Origin of the sequence: Aquihabitans sp. G128, assembly GCF_019048865.1 — a bacterium.
GTDB lineage: Bacteria > Actinomycetota > Acidimicrobiia > Acidimicrobiales > Iamiaceae > Aquihabitans.
This window is the reverse complement of the sequence record NZ_CP077604.1, coordinates 124,646-137,912: the sequence shown is the minus strand read 5'-3', so window position 1 is coordinate 137,912 and position 13,267 is coordinate 124,646. Positions and strand designations below refer to the sequence as shown.

At 72.8% G+C, this 13,267-nt stretch carries 14 protein-coding genes; 6 read left to right on the top strand and 8 right to left on the bottom strand.

Features of this window, described 5'->3' with window-relative positions; translation table 11 throughout:
• Positions 1-111: 111 nt before the first annotated feature.
• Genes KSP35_RS00640 through KSP35_RS00625 form a run of 4 tightly spaced genes read left to right on the top strand, consistent with a single transcriptional unit; the run spans position 112 to position 3,303 of the window.
• The gene (locus KSP35_RS00640; RefSeq protein WP_254126915.1) at positions 112-549 is read left to right on the top strand and encodes a Zn-ribbon domain-containing OB-fold protein; all 438 of its coding nucleotides are present in this window, start codon (positions 112-114) and stop codon (positions 547-549) included.
• Entirely contained in the window at positions 546-1,094 is a 549-nt protein-coding gene (locus tag KSP35_RS00635; protein ID WP_216998327.1) for a Zn-ribbon domain-containing OB-fold protein, read from the top strand. Before KSP35_RS00640 ends, KSP35_RS00635 begins: the two co-directional genes overlap by 4 nt.
• Positions 1,091-2,158 carry a lipid-transfer protein gene (locus KSP35_RS00630; protein WP_254126914.1) on the top strand — a complete coding sequence of 356 codons (1,068 nt, stop codon included), beginning with the start codon at positions 1,091-1,093 and terminating at the stop codon, positions 2,156-2,158. Before KSP35_RS00635 ends, KSP35_RS00630 begins: the two co-directional genes overlap by 4 nt.
• Positions 2,158-3,303 carry a thiolase domain-containing protein gene (locus KSP35_RS00625; protein WP_254126913.1) on the top strand — a complete coding sequence of 382 codons (1,146 nt, stop codon included), beginning with the start codon at positions 2,158-2,160 and terminating at the stop codon, positions 3,301-3,303. The genes KSP35_RS00630 and KSP35_RS00625 overlap by 1 nt, the downstream gene beginning before the upstream one ends.
• A 26-nt stretch (positions 3,304-3,329) precedes the next feature.
• On the opposite strand, the gene KSP35_RS00620 is transcribed toward KSP35_RS00625, so the two are convergent.
• Entirely contained in the window at positions 3,330-4,082 is a 753-nt protein-coding gene (locus KSP35_RS00620) for a glycerophosphodiester phosphodiesterase family protein (protein ID WP_216998326.1), read from the bottom strand.
• A gap of 85 nt (positions 4,083-4,167) precedes the next feature.
• On the opposite strand from KSP35_RS00620, the gene KSP35_RS00615 reads away from it, so the two are divergent.
• A complete protein-coding gene (locus KSP35_RS00615; RefSeq protein WP_216998325.1) occupies positions 4,168-4,905 on the top strand; it encodes a DUF899 domain-containing protein in 738 nt (245 codons plus the stop codon).
• Positions 4,906-4,907: 2 nt separating this feature from the next.
• Here KSP35_RS00615 and KSP35_RS00610 read toward each other — a convergent pair whose 3' ends face one another.
• From KSP35_RS00610 to KSP35_RS00585, 6 genes are all read right to left on the bottom strand, one after another.
• Positions 4,908-5,321, bottom strand: coding sequence for a hypothetical protein (locus KSP35_RS00610; RefSeq protein WP_216998324.1), 414 nt, complete (start codon positions 5,319-5,321; stop codon positions 4,908-4,910).
• Between the two features lie 10 nt (positions 5,322-5,331).
• Entirely contained in the window at positions 5,332-6,075 is a 744-nt protein-coding gene (locus KSP35_RS00605; protein ID WP_254126912.1) for an ABC transporter ATP-binding protein, read from the bottom strand.
• A complete protein-coding gene (locus KSP35_RS00600; protein WP_216998323.1) occupies positions 6,072-6,812 on the bottom strand; it encodes an ABC transporter ATP-binding protein in 741 nt (246 codons plus the stop codon). Before KSP35_RS00600 ends, KSP35_RS00605 begins: the two co-directional genes overlap by 4 nt.
• Entirely contained in the window at positions 6,793-9,117 is a 2,325-nt protein-coding gene (locus KSP35_RS00595) for an ABC transporter permease (protein WP_216998322.1), read from the bottom strand. Before KSP35_RS00595 ends, KSP35_RS00600 begins: the two co-directional genes overlap by 20 nt.
• 9 nt (positions 9,118-9,126) lie before the next feature.
• Entirely contained in the window at positions 9,127-10,518 is a 1,392-nt protein-coding gene (locus KSP35_RS00590; RefSeq protein ID WP_216998321.1) for an ABC transporter substrate-binding protein, read from the bottom strand.
• A gap of 145 nt (positions 10,519-10,663) precedes the next feature.
• On the bottom strand, positions 10,664-11,401 hold the full coding sequence (locus tag KSP35_RS00585) for an RDD family protein (protein ID WP_216998320.1): 738 nt from the start codon (positions 11,399-11,401) through the stop codon (positions 10,664-10,666).
• 49 nt (positions 11,402-11,450) lie between these two features.
• Here KSP35_RS00585 and KSP35_RS00580 point away from each other — a divergent pair, with 49 nt between their 5' ends.
• Positions 11,451-12,440, top strand: a complete 990-nt coding sequence (locus KSP35_RS00580; protein WP_216998319.1) for a stage II sporulation protein M — start codon at positions 11,451-11,453, stop codon at positions 12,438-12,440.
• Here the strand turns inward: KSP35_RS00580 and KSP35_RS00575 are convergent.
• On the bottom strand, positions 12,418-13,056 hold the full coding sequence (locus KSP35_RS00575; protein WP_216998318.1) for a hypothetical protein: 639 nt from the start codon (positions 13,054-13,056) through the stop codon (positions 12,418-12,420). The genes KSP35_RS00580 and KSP35_RS00575 overlap by 23 nt on opposite strands.
• Positions 13,057-13,267: the final 211 nt, after the last annotated feature.

The following is a 13,267-nucleotide window of genomic DNA, read 5'->3' as shown; positions in this document are numbered from 1 at the left end:
ACCCTGCCACCGATCGCGACTTCGGGGGTCGGGCGACCGGTCGAACCCTTGCTGCGCAACGGTCCAGCAAGATCCGTGGCGCGTCGAAGTAGAATGTGTTCTACTCCGGACGTGCCATCAGGGGAATCCACGTTCACCATGGAGCTCCTCTACCGCCGCAGCCTCGGGCCGGTGGTAGGGGCGTTCTTGACCGCGCTGCGAGAGCAGCGGCTGCTGGGCAGCCGGACCGCCGAGGGGCGGGTGATCTGCCCGCCGCTCGAGTACGACCCGGACAGCGGCGACGCCGTCGACGACCTCGTCGAGGTCGGCTCGGCGGGCGTCGTCACCGGGTGGTCCTGGGTGGCCGAGCCCCGGGCCAAGCACCCGCTCCCCCACCCGTTCGCCTGGGCGCTGGTCCAGCTCGACGGCGCCGACACGTCGATGGTGCACGCCCTCGACGCCGGCTCCCTCGACGCCGTCCGCACCGGCATGCGGGTCCAGGTCCGCTGGGCGCCCGAGCGCACCGGCCACATCACCGACATCGCCTGCTTCGAACCGGAGGCCTCGTGACCGACACCGACCCCCAGGTGGCCGACGACGGCCCCGTGCGCTTCATGCCGCAGCTCATCTCGCTCGACTACACGGTGCGCACCAACCCGGTGGCCGCCGCGTTCGGCGAGGCCCTCGCCGACGGCCGCATCACCGGCCACCGCTGCCCCAGCTGCTCGCTGGTGTTCGTGCCGCCGAAGGGCTTCTGCCCCATCTGCACCATCGAGACCACGTCGGCCGACGAGGTGGTGATCGAGGATCGCGGCATGGTCACTGCTTGGACCGTGCTCACGCCGATCCAGTACCACGGCCAGCAGGAGCGCAAGGACTACGCCCTCGCCTCCATCTTGCTGGTGGGCGCCGACGGCACCGTCGGCCAGCAGCGGCTGATCGACATCCCGCTCGACGAGATCCGGCCCGGCCTGATGGTCGAGGCGGTGTGGGCGGCGCCCGAGGACCGGGTGGCCGACGATCGCGGCTACGGGCTCGGCACGGCCATCGACGGCTGGAAGGCGACCGGCGAGCCCGATGCGCCCGCCTCCGAGTACGAGGGGCACACGCTGTGAGGGACGTCGCGATCGTCTCCTTCGCCCAGGCCGGGTCCCTGGTCGACACCGCCGAGTCCGAGACCCAGATGCTGCTGCCGGTCATCAACGCCGCCATCGAGGGGTCCGGCATCACCCGGGCCGACATCGGCTTCACCTGCTCCGGCAGCGCCGACTACCTCGCCGGCACCCCGTTCGCCTTCGTGGCCAACCTCGAGGCGGTGGGCGCCTGGCCGCCCATCTCGGAGTCCCACGTGGACATGGACGGCGCGTGGGCGCTCTACGAGGCCTGGGTCCGGCTGCAGCACGGCGACGTCGACGTCGCCCTGGCCTTCTCGTCGGGCATCTCCTCCCGGAGCGACCTGGGCGAGGTGCTCTGCCTGCAGAACGACCCGTACTACCTGATGCCGCTGTGGGCCGACCACGTGTCGCTCGCCGCCCTCCAGGCCCGGGCCCTGCTCGACCAGGGGCTCGCCACCGAGGCCGACCTCGCCGAGGTGGTGGCGCGGAGCCGACGCAACGCCGCCGCCAACCCGAGCGCCCACCCCGACGTGCGGGCAGCCGGCGACCTCAGCGTCGACCAGCTGCTGGAGGCGGCCTACACCGTCGCCCCGCTGCGAGCCGCCGACTGCCCGCCGACCACCGACGGCGCCGCCGCGGTGATCCTGGTGGCGGGCGACCGGGCCCGGGAGGTGTGCGACAACCCGGCCTGGATCCGCGGCATCGACCACCGGAGCGAGGCCCACTACCCCGGCCTCCGGGACCTGGCCCACGCCGGCTCGGCCCGGCTGGCCGCCGAGCACGCCGGCGTGGCCGACGCCCCCATCGAGGTCGCCGAGCTGGCGGCCACGTTCAGCCACGAGGAGCTGCTGCTCACCGAGGCCCTCGGCCTCGGCGCGGACACCGAGGTCAACCCCTCCGGCGGCGCCCTGGCGAGCAACCCGATGATGGTCAGCGGGCTGATCCGCATCGGCGAGGCGTTCCGCCAGATCAACGAGCACGGCAAGCACCGCACGCTCGGCCACGCGGCCTCCGGCCCGTGCCTGCAACAGAACCTGGTCTGCGTCCTGGAGGGTGATTCCTGATGGCTGAACGTTGTGCGATCGTCGGCATCGGCCAGACCCACCACCGGAAGGTCCGCGAGGACGTGTCCTTCGCCGGCCTGCTGCGAGAGGCCGGCCAACGGGCCCTCGACGACGCCGAGATGACCTGGCGCGACATCGACGCCGTGGTGATCGGCACCGCCCCGGACTCCTTCGAGGGCGTGATGATGCCGGAGCTGTACCTGGCCGACGCCCTGGGCTGCGCCGGCAAGCCGATCATGCGGGTCCACACCGCAGGCTCCGTCGGCGGGTCCACGGCCATCGTGGCCAGCCACCTCATCCAGTCGGGCATCCGCAAGCGGGTCCTCACCATCGCCTTCGAGAAGCAGTCCGAGGGCGACACCACGTGGGGCCTCTCGGGCGGCCGCAGCGGCGGCGTGGGCGCCGGCGGCTACTTCGCTCCGCACCTCCGGGCCTACATCGCCCGCTCGAAGGCCCCCGAGTACGTGGGCTGGATGGTGGCGGTGAAGGACCGGCTCAACGCCCTCAAGAACCCCTACGCCCACCTCAAGGTCCCCGACATCACGTTGGAGAAGGTGCGTGACTCCCCCATGGTCTGGGAGCCGGTGCGGCGGCTGGAGAGCTGCCCCGCCTCCGACGGCGCCTGCGCCATGGTCCTCACCGACGAGGCCGGCGGTGACCGCGCCCCGCACAAGCCGGCGTGGGTCCACGGCACGGCCATCCGCTCCGAGCTGGGCCAGTTCCCGGGCCGGGACCCGGTGAACCCCAAGGGCGGCCAGGACTGCGCCGCCGACGTGTTCGCCCAGGCCGGGATCACCAACCCCCGCAAGGACGTCGACGTCGTCGAGATGTACGTCCCGTTCTCCTGGTACGAGCCCATGTGGCTGGAGAACCTCGGCTTCGCCGAGGAGGGCGGCGGCTGGAAGCTCACCGAGGACGGCGTCACCGAGATCGGCGGCGACCTCCCGGTGAACTGCTCCGGCGGGGTGCTCTCCAGCAACCCCATCGGGGCCTCCGGCATGCTCCGCTTCGCCGAGGCGGCCCTGCAGGTCCGGGGCCAGGCCGGCGAGCACCAGGTCGACGGGGCCCGCACCGGCGTGGGCCACGCCTACGGCGGCGCCTCGCAGTTCTTCGCCATGTGGGTGGTGCGCGACACCAAGCCGTAGCTCGGGGGCCGGCGCCGCCCCGGGGCTCAGGCCTCGAGGGCGGCGCGGAGCTCGTGGGGGCGGTCGGTGCAGATGGCGTCGGGCGCGTACGGGAGCACGAGGAGCCGGGCGTAGTCGGCGTCGTTGCAGACGCCGGACATGACCGACAGGCCGGCGGCGCGCCACACGTCGACGTGGCGGGGGTCCCAGAACGGCGCCTCGAGGATGATCCCGGTGACGCCGTGCTCGTTCGCCCACGCGCCGAGGGCGGCCGGCGTGTGCGGCGTGGCCAGGATGAGGCGGGTGTCCCAGCCGGCCGACGCGGCGACGGGCAGCGAGTCGGGCCAGAAGGAGATGACCTCGACGTGCACGCCGGGCGGCGGGGGCGAGGTGGCCAGCGCCTCGTTCAGGACCGCGGCGGTGCGGTCGGCGAGGTCGGCGTCGCCCACCGCCTTGACCTCGAGCTGGACGGTGAGCTCGTGGCCCTCGATGAGGGGCCACAGGTCCTCCAGCAGCAGCGGGTGCTCGTCGACCGGGCGGCCCTTGGCGTCCTTGAGCTGCGAGGCCGTGATCTCTGCGGCGGTGCGCTCGTGGGCCCAACCGCCGAGCGTCGTGCACAGCGGGAGGTAGTTGACGTGCAGGAGGGCGAGGCGACCGTCGGCCGTGAGGCAGCAGTCGGTCTCCAACCCGTCGAGCTCGCCCTGGGCGAAGGCGGCGGCCAGGGTGCTGGCCGCCGAGTCGGGCCCGTAGGCCCGCCCGAAGCGGTGGGCGAAGAGGCGGGGGGTCGGGCTCGCAGGCACCCGGGGAACGTACCCGCGGGGACACGACCGATGAGTTCGACGGGTAGGTCCGGTCTTCTTGGTGACCCCCACCCAGGAGAGACCGATGCCCCTGCCCGAGATCGTGTCCGCCGACGAGTGGCGTGCCGCCCGCATGGCGCTGCTCGAGGACGAGAAGCAGCTGACCAAGGCACGCGACGCCGTGAGCGCCAAGCGGCGCGAGCTGCCCATGGTGAAGGTCGAGGAGGACTACCGCTTCACCGGCCCCGACGGCGAGGTGGGCCTGCTCGACCTGTTCGACGGCCGGCCCCAGCTGCTGGTCAGCCACTTCATGTTCGATCCCGAGTGGACCGACGGCTGTCCCAGCTGCACCGCCGGGGCCGACGAGATGTCCGACGGGCTGCAGGACCACCTGCACACCCGGGACACCTCGCTCGCCTACGTCTCCCGCGCTCCCATCGAGAAGATCGAGGACTACAAGCACCGGAAGGGCTGGACGTTCCCGTGGTACTCGTCGTTCGGGTCGAGCTTCAACTACGACTTCCACGTCACCCTCGACGAAGCGGTGGCGCCGGCCGAATACAACTACCGCACCCAGGCCGAGTGGGCCGAGCGGGACCCTTCGTGGGGCGGCTGGTCCGGCGAGCAGCCGGGGATGAGCGCCTTCCTGCGGGTGGGAGACGACGTCTTCCACACCTACTCGAGCTACGGCCGGGGCGCCGAGTGGACCGGCGGCTCGTACGCGTTCCTGGACCTCACGCCGCTCGGGCGCCAGGAGGACTGGGAGCAGCCCGAGGGCCGCAGCGACGCGCTCCGGGGCAACAGCCCCGACTTCGCCAGCTAGCGCTAGCGGACGTCGACCGTGGCGGGGGCGGCCGCCGGGGTCGACGGCGCGGCCGCGGCGGTGGTCCCCGGGGCGACGGCCTCGACCACGCGATCGGTCTGGGCCTGCTGCTCCCAGGACAGCCGGGCCAGCCAGAAGCGCAGGAACTGGGCCATGGAGTAGCGCAGGAACAGGGCACCGCCGACGACGGCGACGATGAGGCCGCTGATGGCGATGATCTGCGCGTCTCGCTGCTGGAGGGCGTTGGTGGTGCCGTGGCTGATGCCGTAGGCCACCGGCGCCAGCACCACGCCCACCACCATGAGGGCGGTCCCCAGCCGCAAGAGGGCGCGGTCGCGCCCGGCGGCGGGGTCGGCGAGGCGCATGTCGGCGATCTCGCCCTTGAACTGCTCCACGCGCTGCGGGTTCTCGATCATGGCTTGCTCCTTATCCACCCAGGTACGCCTGGGAGAGGCTGGCTTCGAGGTCGCGGGGGCGACCGGTCTCGACGATGTGGCCGTGGACCATCACCGCGGCGTCGTCGGCGACGTCCATCACGATGCGGGCGAACTGCTCGACCAGGAGGATCGACGTGCCCTCCGCCGCCACCTGGCTGACCGTCTCGTAGAGCTGGTCGACGATGATCGGCGCCAGGCCCATCGACAGCTCGTCGAGCACGAGCAGGGCGGGGTCGGTGGCCAGGCCCCGGGCCATGGCCAGCATCTGCTGCTGGCCGCCCGAGAGCGTCCCGGCGGTCTGGTCGAGGAACCGCGTGAGCTGCGGGAAGCGGGCGGCCGCCTGCTCCTCGACGTCGGCCTTGGTCCGACCGCGGTGGGTCATCATCCAGAGGTTCTCGCGGACGGTGAGGTTCGGGAAGATGCCCCGGCCCTCCGGGATGAGGCACAGGCCCCGGCGGGCGAGGTCGTCCGGGCGGGCGCCGTTGACGCGGCGACCGGCCACCAGCACGTCGCCGGCGGAGGGGGCGAGCATGCCCGAGAGCACCTTGAGGGTGGTGGACTTGCCGGCGCCGTTCGGGCCGAGCAGGGCGACCACCCGGCCGGGGTGGACCTCCAGGTCGATCCCGTGGATGACGTCGATGCCGTCGTAGCCGGCGCGGATGCCGCGCAGCTCGAGCAGCGGCTCGCTGGCGCCGTCGGCCACCAGCGGCGGGGAGGCGTCGACGGCGGTCACGGGACCGCCACCGTGCGGCTGGTGCCGAGGTAGGCGTCGAGCACGTGGGGGTCGACCTGGACCTCGGCCGGCGGGCCGGTGGCGATCATGTGGCCGAGGTCGAGGACGTGCACCTGGTGGCACACCTCCATGACCAGCGCCATGTCGTGCTCCACCAGCACGACGGCCGCGCCGTCGGCGGCCAGCTCCTGGAGCAGGTGGCCGAAGCGCTCGGTCTCGATGTCGTCCTGGCCCGAGGCCGGCTCGTCGAGCAGCAGGATCTTCGGCTGCGAGGCGAGGGCCCGGCCCAGCTCGACCAGGCGCCCCTGCCCGGTGGGCAGCGAGGTCACCCGTTCGTCGGCCACGCCAGCCAGGCCGACCCGCTCGAGGATGGCGTCGGTGAGCGCGGCGGCGTTGCCCCGCTCGTGGGACCAGCGCCGGCGGATGTCGATGGCCACCCGCACGTTCTCCCGGACCGTGAGCATGGCGAACAGCTCGAGCTGCTGGAAGGTGCGGGCCAGGCCGGAGCGGGCCCGCTTGTGCAGGCTCAGCTCGGTGACGTCCTGGCCGTCGATGCGGATGCGGCCGGTGCTCGGGTGCAGCAGGCCGGTGATGATGTTGAACAGGGTGGTCTTGCCGGCGCCGTTGGGCCCGATGAGGCCGGTGATCTGCCCGGCCTCGGCCTGCAGGGACGCCCCGGCCAGCACGGTGTGCCCGCCGAACGCGATCGAGACGTCGTCAACCTCGAGCGTGGCCATGCACGACCTCCTCGCTGCTCTCGGCCGAGTGGCCGTTGGTGGTGGCGACCGCGGTGGGCGTGGCCTCGTGGCCCCGCCACTCCCGGATCTGGGTGCCGGCCAAGCCGTAGGGCAGGGACGGGTCGTGGGCCCGGGACCGGCCGGGGACGGTCATCGGCGGCAGCCCGTCGGCGGCGAAGGCCGACTCGAGCTGGGCGAGGTGGCCGGAGGTCCACGGCGACGTGATCCCCACCCAGTCGAGGTCGCCCACCGACGTGGCCGCCGCAGCAGCACGACGCTCGGCCGCCCCTGGGCGGGCCCGGGCGCCGGCGACGGCGTTGGCCACCACGAAGACCAGGAGGAGCAGGGCCACGAAGGGCCAGTTGCCGTAGGCGTCGGCCTGGCGCAGCGCGTAGACCGCGACCATGGCGACGGCCATGGCGGGCAGCACCACCCGGTCGCGGCGCAGGGGCCGCACGCCCTCCTGCACGAGCGGGATGACGCCGCTGGGGTTGCGGCCCAGGCCGACGCCGGTGAGCCCGGGCGACACGGCGTTGATCTTGGCCACGAAGGAGAACAGGGCCGAGGTCAGCGGGATGATCCCGTAGAGGCCGATGCCGGCGAACAGCGCACCGCCCACCAGGCCGGCGCCGCCGACGACCACCAGCATGAACAGCGGGAGGCCGCTGACCAGGTTGAACCGCTCGGGCGAGACCGAGCCGAGCTGCATGCCGTAGAGCGCCCCGCCCAGCCCGGCGATGCCGGCCGAGAGCATGAACACCGCGAGCCGCGGCCAGACCAGGTTGAGCCCCAAGGTGGCGCACGCCGCCTCGCTGTCGCGCATGGCCACCAGCTGGCGGCCGAAGCCGCTCCAGCGCACGCCGGCCACCACCAGCGCGGTGAGCGAGAACGCCACCGCCGAGAGCATGAGCAGTCGGCTCGGCGTGTCGAACGCGTACCCGAAGACCTTGAGCGGCGCGATCTCGGTGGAGCCGAGCTGGAACAGGCTGATGTGCAGCGGCCCGATGTCGAAGTCGGGCAGGTTGAACACCCACCGGTCGAGCGCCACCGCGAACGCCGCGGTGGCGAGGGCCAGGTAGATGCCCGAGAGCCGTCGGACCGGCAGGGCCACCAGGCCACCGACCAGGGCGGTGACGACCACGGCGAGGGCGAGGCCGAGCGGCGAGCCCCCGCCGCCGTGGTGGGCGACGACGATGGCGCCCACCCCGGCGAAGCTGAGCTGGGCCAGCGAGATCTGGCCGGCGTACCCGACCAGCGGCACCAGCGAGAGGGCGACGATGGCCAACGGGAACATCTGGCCGTAGGAGATGATGCTGGTGGTGTCGAGGGTGGTCACCATGACCACGCCGGCCAGCACCACGGCCACCGCCACCATGGCCATGCCCGACGGCGACGGCGCCGGGAAGAACTCCCGGAGCTGGCTGCGGGTGCGCAGCCGCGGGTTGGGCATCACCAGCAGCACGAGGAACAGGACGATGGCGGCCGCCGCCGGGCGGAACCCGGCGAGGTATTGGTTCTCCCCCGGCAGGTAGGCCGCGAGGTAGCCCTCGGTGAGGCCGAGCACGATGGCGCCCACGAAGGTGAGCGGCAGCGACCGCAGGCGGCCGAAGATGGCGGCGGCGTAGGCGTTGACGATGAGCAGCGACAGCGACCCGGGGTCGAGGGTGAGCGCCGGGGCGATGAGGATGCCGCCGATGGCCGCGAGCGACGAGCCGATGGCCCAGCTGAGCAGCCCGATGCGATCGGGCCGGGCGCCGTTGAGCAGCGCCAGGTTGCGATCGTCGACGTTGGCCCGCATGGAGACGCCGATGCGGGTCCGGTAGAGCAGGAACCGCAGCCCCACCGCCACCACGATGGCCGTGACGATGGTGATCGCCTGGTGGTAGGTGATCGTCGTGATCCCCAGGTCGACCTTCTGGCCCTTGAAGAAGGTGTCCATGGGCCGGCTCTCACCGGGGGTCCAGATCAGGTTCGCCAGCCCGATCATGGCCACCAGGAGGCTGATGGAGACCACCAGCTTGGTGGCCTCGCTGGTGCCCTGGAGCCCCCGCATGATCACCCGCTCCAGCACCAGCCCGAAGGCCGGTGCCAGGAGCAGGAGGACCACGGCCAGGGCGATCGGCGCCGGCCACCCCCAGTCGAAGCGGAGCTGCCAGTAGGCGAACGCCGCCAGCATGCCGATGGCCCCGTGGGCGAAGTTGAAGATGCCCGTGGTGGTGTAGGTCAGGACCAGGCCGCTCGAGATGACGGCGTAGATCGCCGCCAGGCTCAGCCCGACGATGGTGAAGACGAGGAACTTGTCCACGGGGTCCCGTCAGTCCAGGTCGTCGAGGCTCTTGCCGACGTCGGAGAGCTTGGCGCCCTTGCCGTAGTCGCCCTTGAGCCCCACGACGCTGCTGTCGTCGCAGCGGAAGAGGCCGTCGGTCAGCTCGTAGTCCTTGGGGACCTCGAAGCCGTCCGGCGTGCCCTCGACCACGATGAGGCAGCGCGACGCCTTGCCCGAGCTGGGATCGGTGACGGCGTGGAGCCCGCCGCCGTCCCACTCCTTGACCTTGGCCAGGTTGTCGTAGACGCACTTCCGCGTGACGTCGGAGCCGCATTCCTTCGCTGCGGTGGCGAAGAGCAGGAAGGCCGAGAAGGAGTTGACGCCGAGGAGGGCGTCGACCTTGCCCTTCGGGGCGTACTTGGCGAACAGGTCGTGGTACTGCTTCGTGGCCGGGTTCTGGTCCTGCTCGAAGGGCGGCACCACGGCCGAGGCCATGTACACGTCGTGGATGGCGCTGCCGCCCACGTCGATGAAGTTCTGGTCCAGGTGGTTGGCGCCCACCACGAAGAAGTCGAGCTTGTAGCCGATGTCGTCGATGGCCTGGAGCAGCTTGGCGGCGTTCTCGGGCTCACCGGTGTAGACGACGCCCTTGAGCTTCTTGCTCTTGAAGGCCTGGGCGAACGGCGTCCAGCTCGACTCGCCGAGCGAGTTGTACTGGGCCTGGTAGGCCACCTTCCAGCCCAGGGACTTCACGCCCTCCTGGTTCTGCTTGTCGGTGACCACCGTGGCCGGCACGTTGCCGGTGAGGAAGCCGACGTGGTCGGTGGCGTCCGGGAACTTCTTCCCGAGGTACTGGTAGACGCCGACGGGCACCTCGTCGAGGGCGCTCGGGAGCGGGGCGACGGCCAGCTCGGCGCCCCGGGCCTCCGGGGTCACCTGGTAGGCGGGCACCTCGGGCAGCAGGCACTTGAGCCGCTCGTCCTGGCCGGTGTTGTCGAACACGCCGCCGCCGCCGACGAGGAAGAAGTCCTTCTGGCAGCCCTCGGTGATGCGCTGCTTGTACTCGGTGAGCTTGGCGTCGAGCTCGTCGACCTTGATCTCGCGGCCGTTGATGCCGCCGGCGGCGTTGCACCACTCGGAGAACACCTTGGCGGCGTCGAACATCTCCTGGTTCAGCCCGGGACGACCGACGAAGCCGGCGTCGGAGATCGTGCCGACCTCGATGCTGTCGTCGGTGACGCCCTGGTCGGTGGCGCCCTTGGCGTCGCCGGGACCGCAGACCTCCTTCAGGCTGCCGAAGTCGCCGGGACCGAGGTCGCCGCCGCCTCCCGCCGCCGTGGTGGCCGTCCCGCCCGCCGCGGTGGTCGACGGAGCGCCCGTCTCGACCTCCCCGTCGGAGCGGGTGCACGCCGCGCCGGCGATCGAGATCGACAACGCCATGACCACCAGGACCGAAGCGCGCCGCCCGGCACGCGAACCCCTGTACTGCGACATCCAGACCCCCTGAGTCGAGTGACGGGCGTCACCGTAGCGGGAAACGAACGCGCGTGTGGGTCAAAGTTGACGAGCCGTCAGGTGGAGCGTCCTAGCGGCCGGCCTTGGCCGCCGCCACCCGGTCGAGGAACGCCTCGGGCCCGCCGTCGAGCGGCACCCCGGCGACCTTGGGCAGCAGCTGGAACGCCAGGGCCTGCGCCAGGTTGGCGCGGTGCACGGGATCGAGCTGGTGCCGGCGGGCCAGGAACGAGCGCACCGCCGCCAGCTCCTCCTGGGTCACGGTGCTCACGTCCCACCCGGCCGCCTCGGGCGGCAGCGCGGGGTGGCCCGAACCGGAGGCGAAGCCGTCGAGCTGGCCGGCGGCCACCTGCTTGCGGGCGGTGTGCACCACGAGCGTGCCGGCCGCCAGGTCGCCGACGCGCTGGGCCCGCTTCGTCGCCAGGATCGACACCAGGCCCACGAGGTACACGCCGGGCAGCGCGTCGACGGGCCGGACGACGTTGCGGATGACGGCGCCGAGGAACCGCACCGGGGTGCCGTCGGACGCGACCACCGCGATGCGCAGGGCCCGCTTGCCGAGGGTCTGCCCCGACGCGAACGCCTCGAGCACGATCGGGTAGCCGAGCAGCACCAGGAACGAGCCGATGGCGAGGAAGGCCAGGCCGAGGCCGTCGAACGCAGCGCCCGCCAGGCCCAGGAGGAGGAGCAGCACGAACTGCAGCAGCAGGTCGAGCAGGAAGGCGGCGCCGCGCGAGCCGATGCCGGCCAGCACCAGGTCGAGGTCGATACCCTCGGCGCTGGGCAAGGTCAGTCGGTCGTCGAGCTCCACCCGTTCGACGCTAGACGGCCTCCCTCTCGTCCCCTCCCCCGGAGCCCCGGTGCCCCAACCGCTGCCAGCCTTCGTCCAGGGTCGCACCCCGGTGTGGGACGACCTGGCGGCGCTCGTGGCGGCGGCCGACGGGCGCATCGACCGGCTGGACCCCGCCTCGGTCCGCCGGCTCGGTCGGCGCTACCGCGAGGCCGTCGCCGACCTCGCCCAGGCCCGACGGCGCTTCCCCGGCGATCCGGTCACCGACCGGCTCGACCTCCTGGTCCGCCAGGCCCGGCCGCTCGTCTACGGCTCGGTCACCACGCGCACCTCCGTGGCCGAGTTCGCCACCACCGGCTACTGGCGCCGCGTGCGCGAGCGCCCGGTCTTCCTGCTCGTCGCCGCCCTCACCCTGTTCGGTCCGGCGCTGCTCATCGGCGTCTGGTCGAACGCGGATCCGGCCGGCGCGGCCCGGGTGGCCGAGGTGTCGCCGCTCACCCGCGGCCTGTCCGACGACGGCCCTCGGGACCCCGACACGCAGAAGGTCACCGATCCCACGGTCAACACCGGCTTCTCCGCCCAGATCTTCACGAACAACGCGAGGGTGGCGCTGGTGGCGTTCGCCGGCGGCCTGTCCGCCGGCGTGCTCACCATCGCCAGCCTGGCGTTCAACGGCCTCGTGCTCGGCCTGGTGGCGGGCATCGCCGTGCAGGGCGGCAACGGCGACTCGCTCTGGCGCCTGGTCGTCCCCCACGGCGTGCTCGAGCTCTCGCTCATCGTCGTCTCCGGAGCCGCCGGCCTCCGCACCGGCTGGGCGCTCGTCCACCCCGGCCACCGCACCCGGGTGGAGGCGCTGGCCGTCGAGGGCCGGGCGGGGGTGGAGCTGGCGCTCGGCTCGGCGTTCCTGCTGGTCCCGTGCGGCCTCGTCGAGGGCTTCGTCACGCCACGCGGGCTCTCGCTGCCCGCCGCCCTGGCGGTGGGCTCCTCCCTCGGCGCCGCCTACTGGGCCCTGGTCCTCTGGCGGGGACGGCCCGCCGCTACAGGCGAGCCCGGGACTTGAGGCGGAGGTAGGCGGCGACGCAAATGGACGCGAGGTGGTCCACCGGGGCGTCGACCACGACGGCGCCGGCGGCGGTGAGCCGGGCCCGGACGGCGTCGCGCTCGGCCAGGAGGTCGGCGGCGACGGAGGCGGCGTGGAGGTCCCGCGTCGAGGTCGGCTCGGCGGTCACCGCGTCGACCAGGTCGGGGTCGATGACCCCGGCCACCACCACGGCGTGGCGGCGACAGAGCACCGGCAGGGCGTCGAGGAGCGGGGCCGACGCCGCGCCGTCGAGCACGTCGGTGAACACCACCACCAGCGAGCGCTTGGCCTGGCCCACCCGACCGAAGGCGGCGTCGTAGTCGCTGTCGACCACGAGCGGCTCGAGGTCGTCGAGCGAGCGCACCAGGCCGGCCGCGCTGGCGCGGCGGGGGCGCACGACGCGCGTGACCTCGCGGTCGAAGACCACCGCCCCCACCCGGTCCCCCACCACGTCGGCCACCGCAGCCACGGCGGCCAGCGCATCCAGGGCGGCATCGAGGCGGGTGCGGTCGCCCACCGGCGCCGACAGGAGGCGGCCGGCGTCGACCAGGCACCACACGTCGCGCTCGGTGTCCTCCCGGTACTGGTTGACCATCGGCCGGCCCGCGCTCGGACGCCAGCCAGTTCATGCGGCGGATGTCGTCGTCGGGCGTGTAGTCGCGGACCGCCTCGAAGTCGGTGCCGAGGCCCAGCGGCCCTCGGCGCAGCCCCGGGTCGCGGAACGTGCCCGCCCGGACCGCGGCGGCCAGCCGCCGCGCCCCGGGCAGGTCGGCGTGGGCCGTCACCGTCACCGTGCCGCCGTGGCG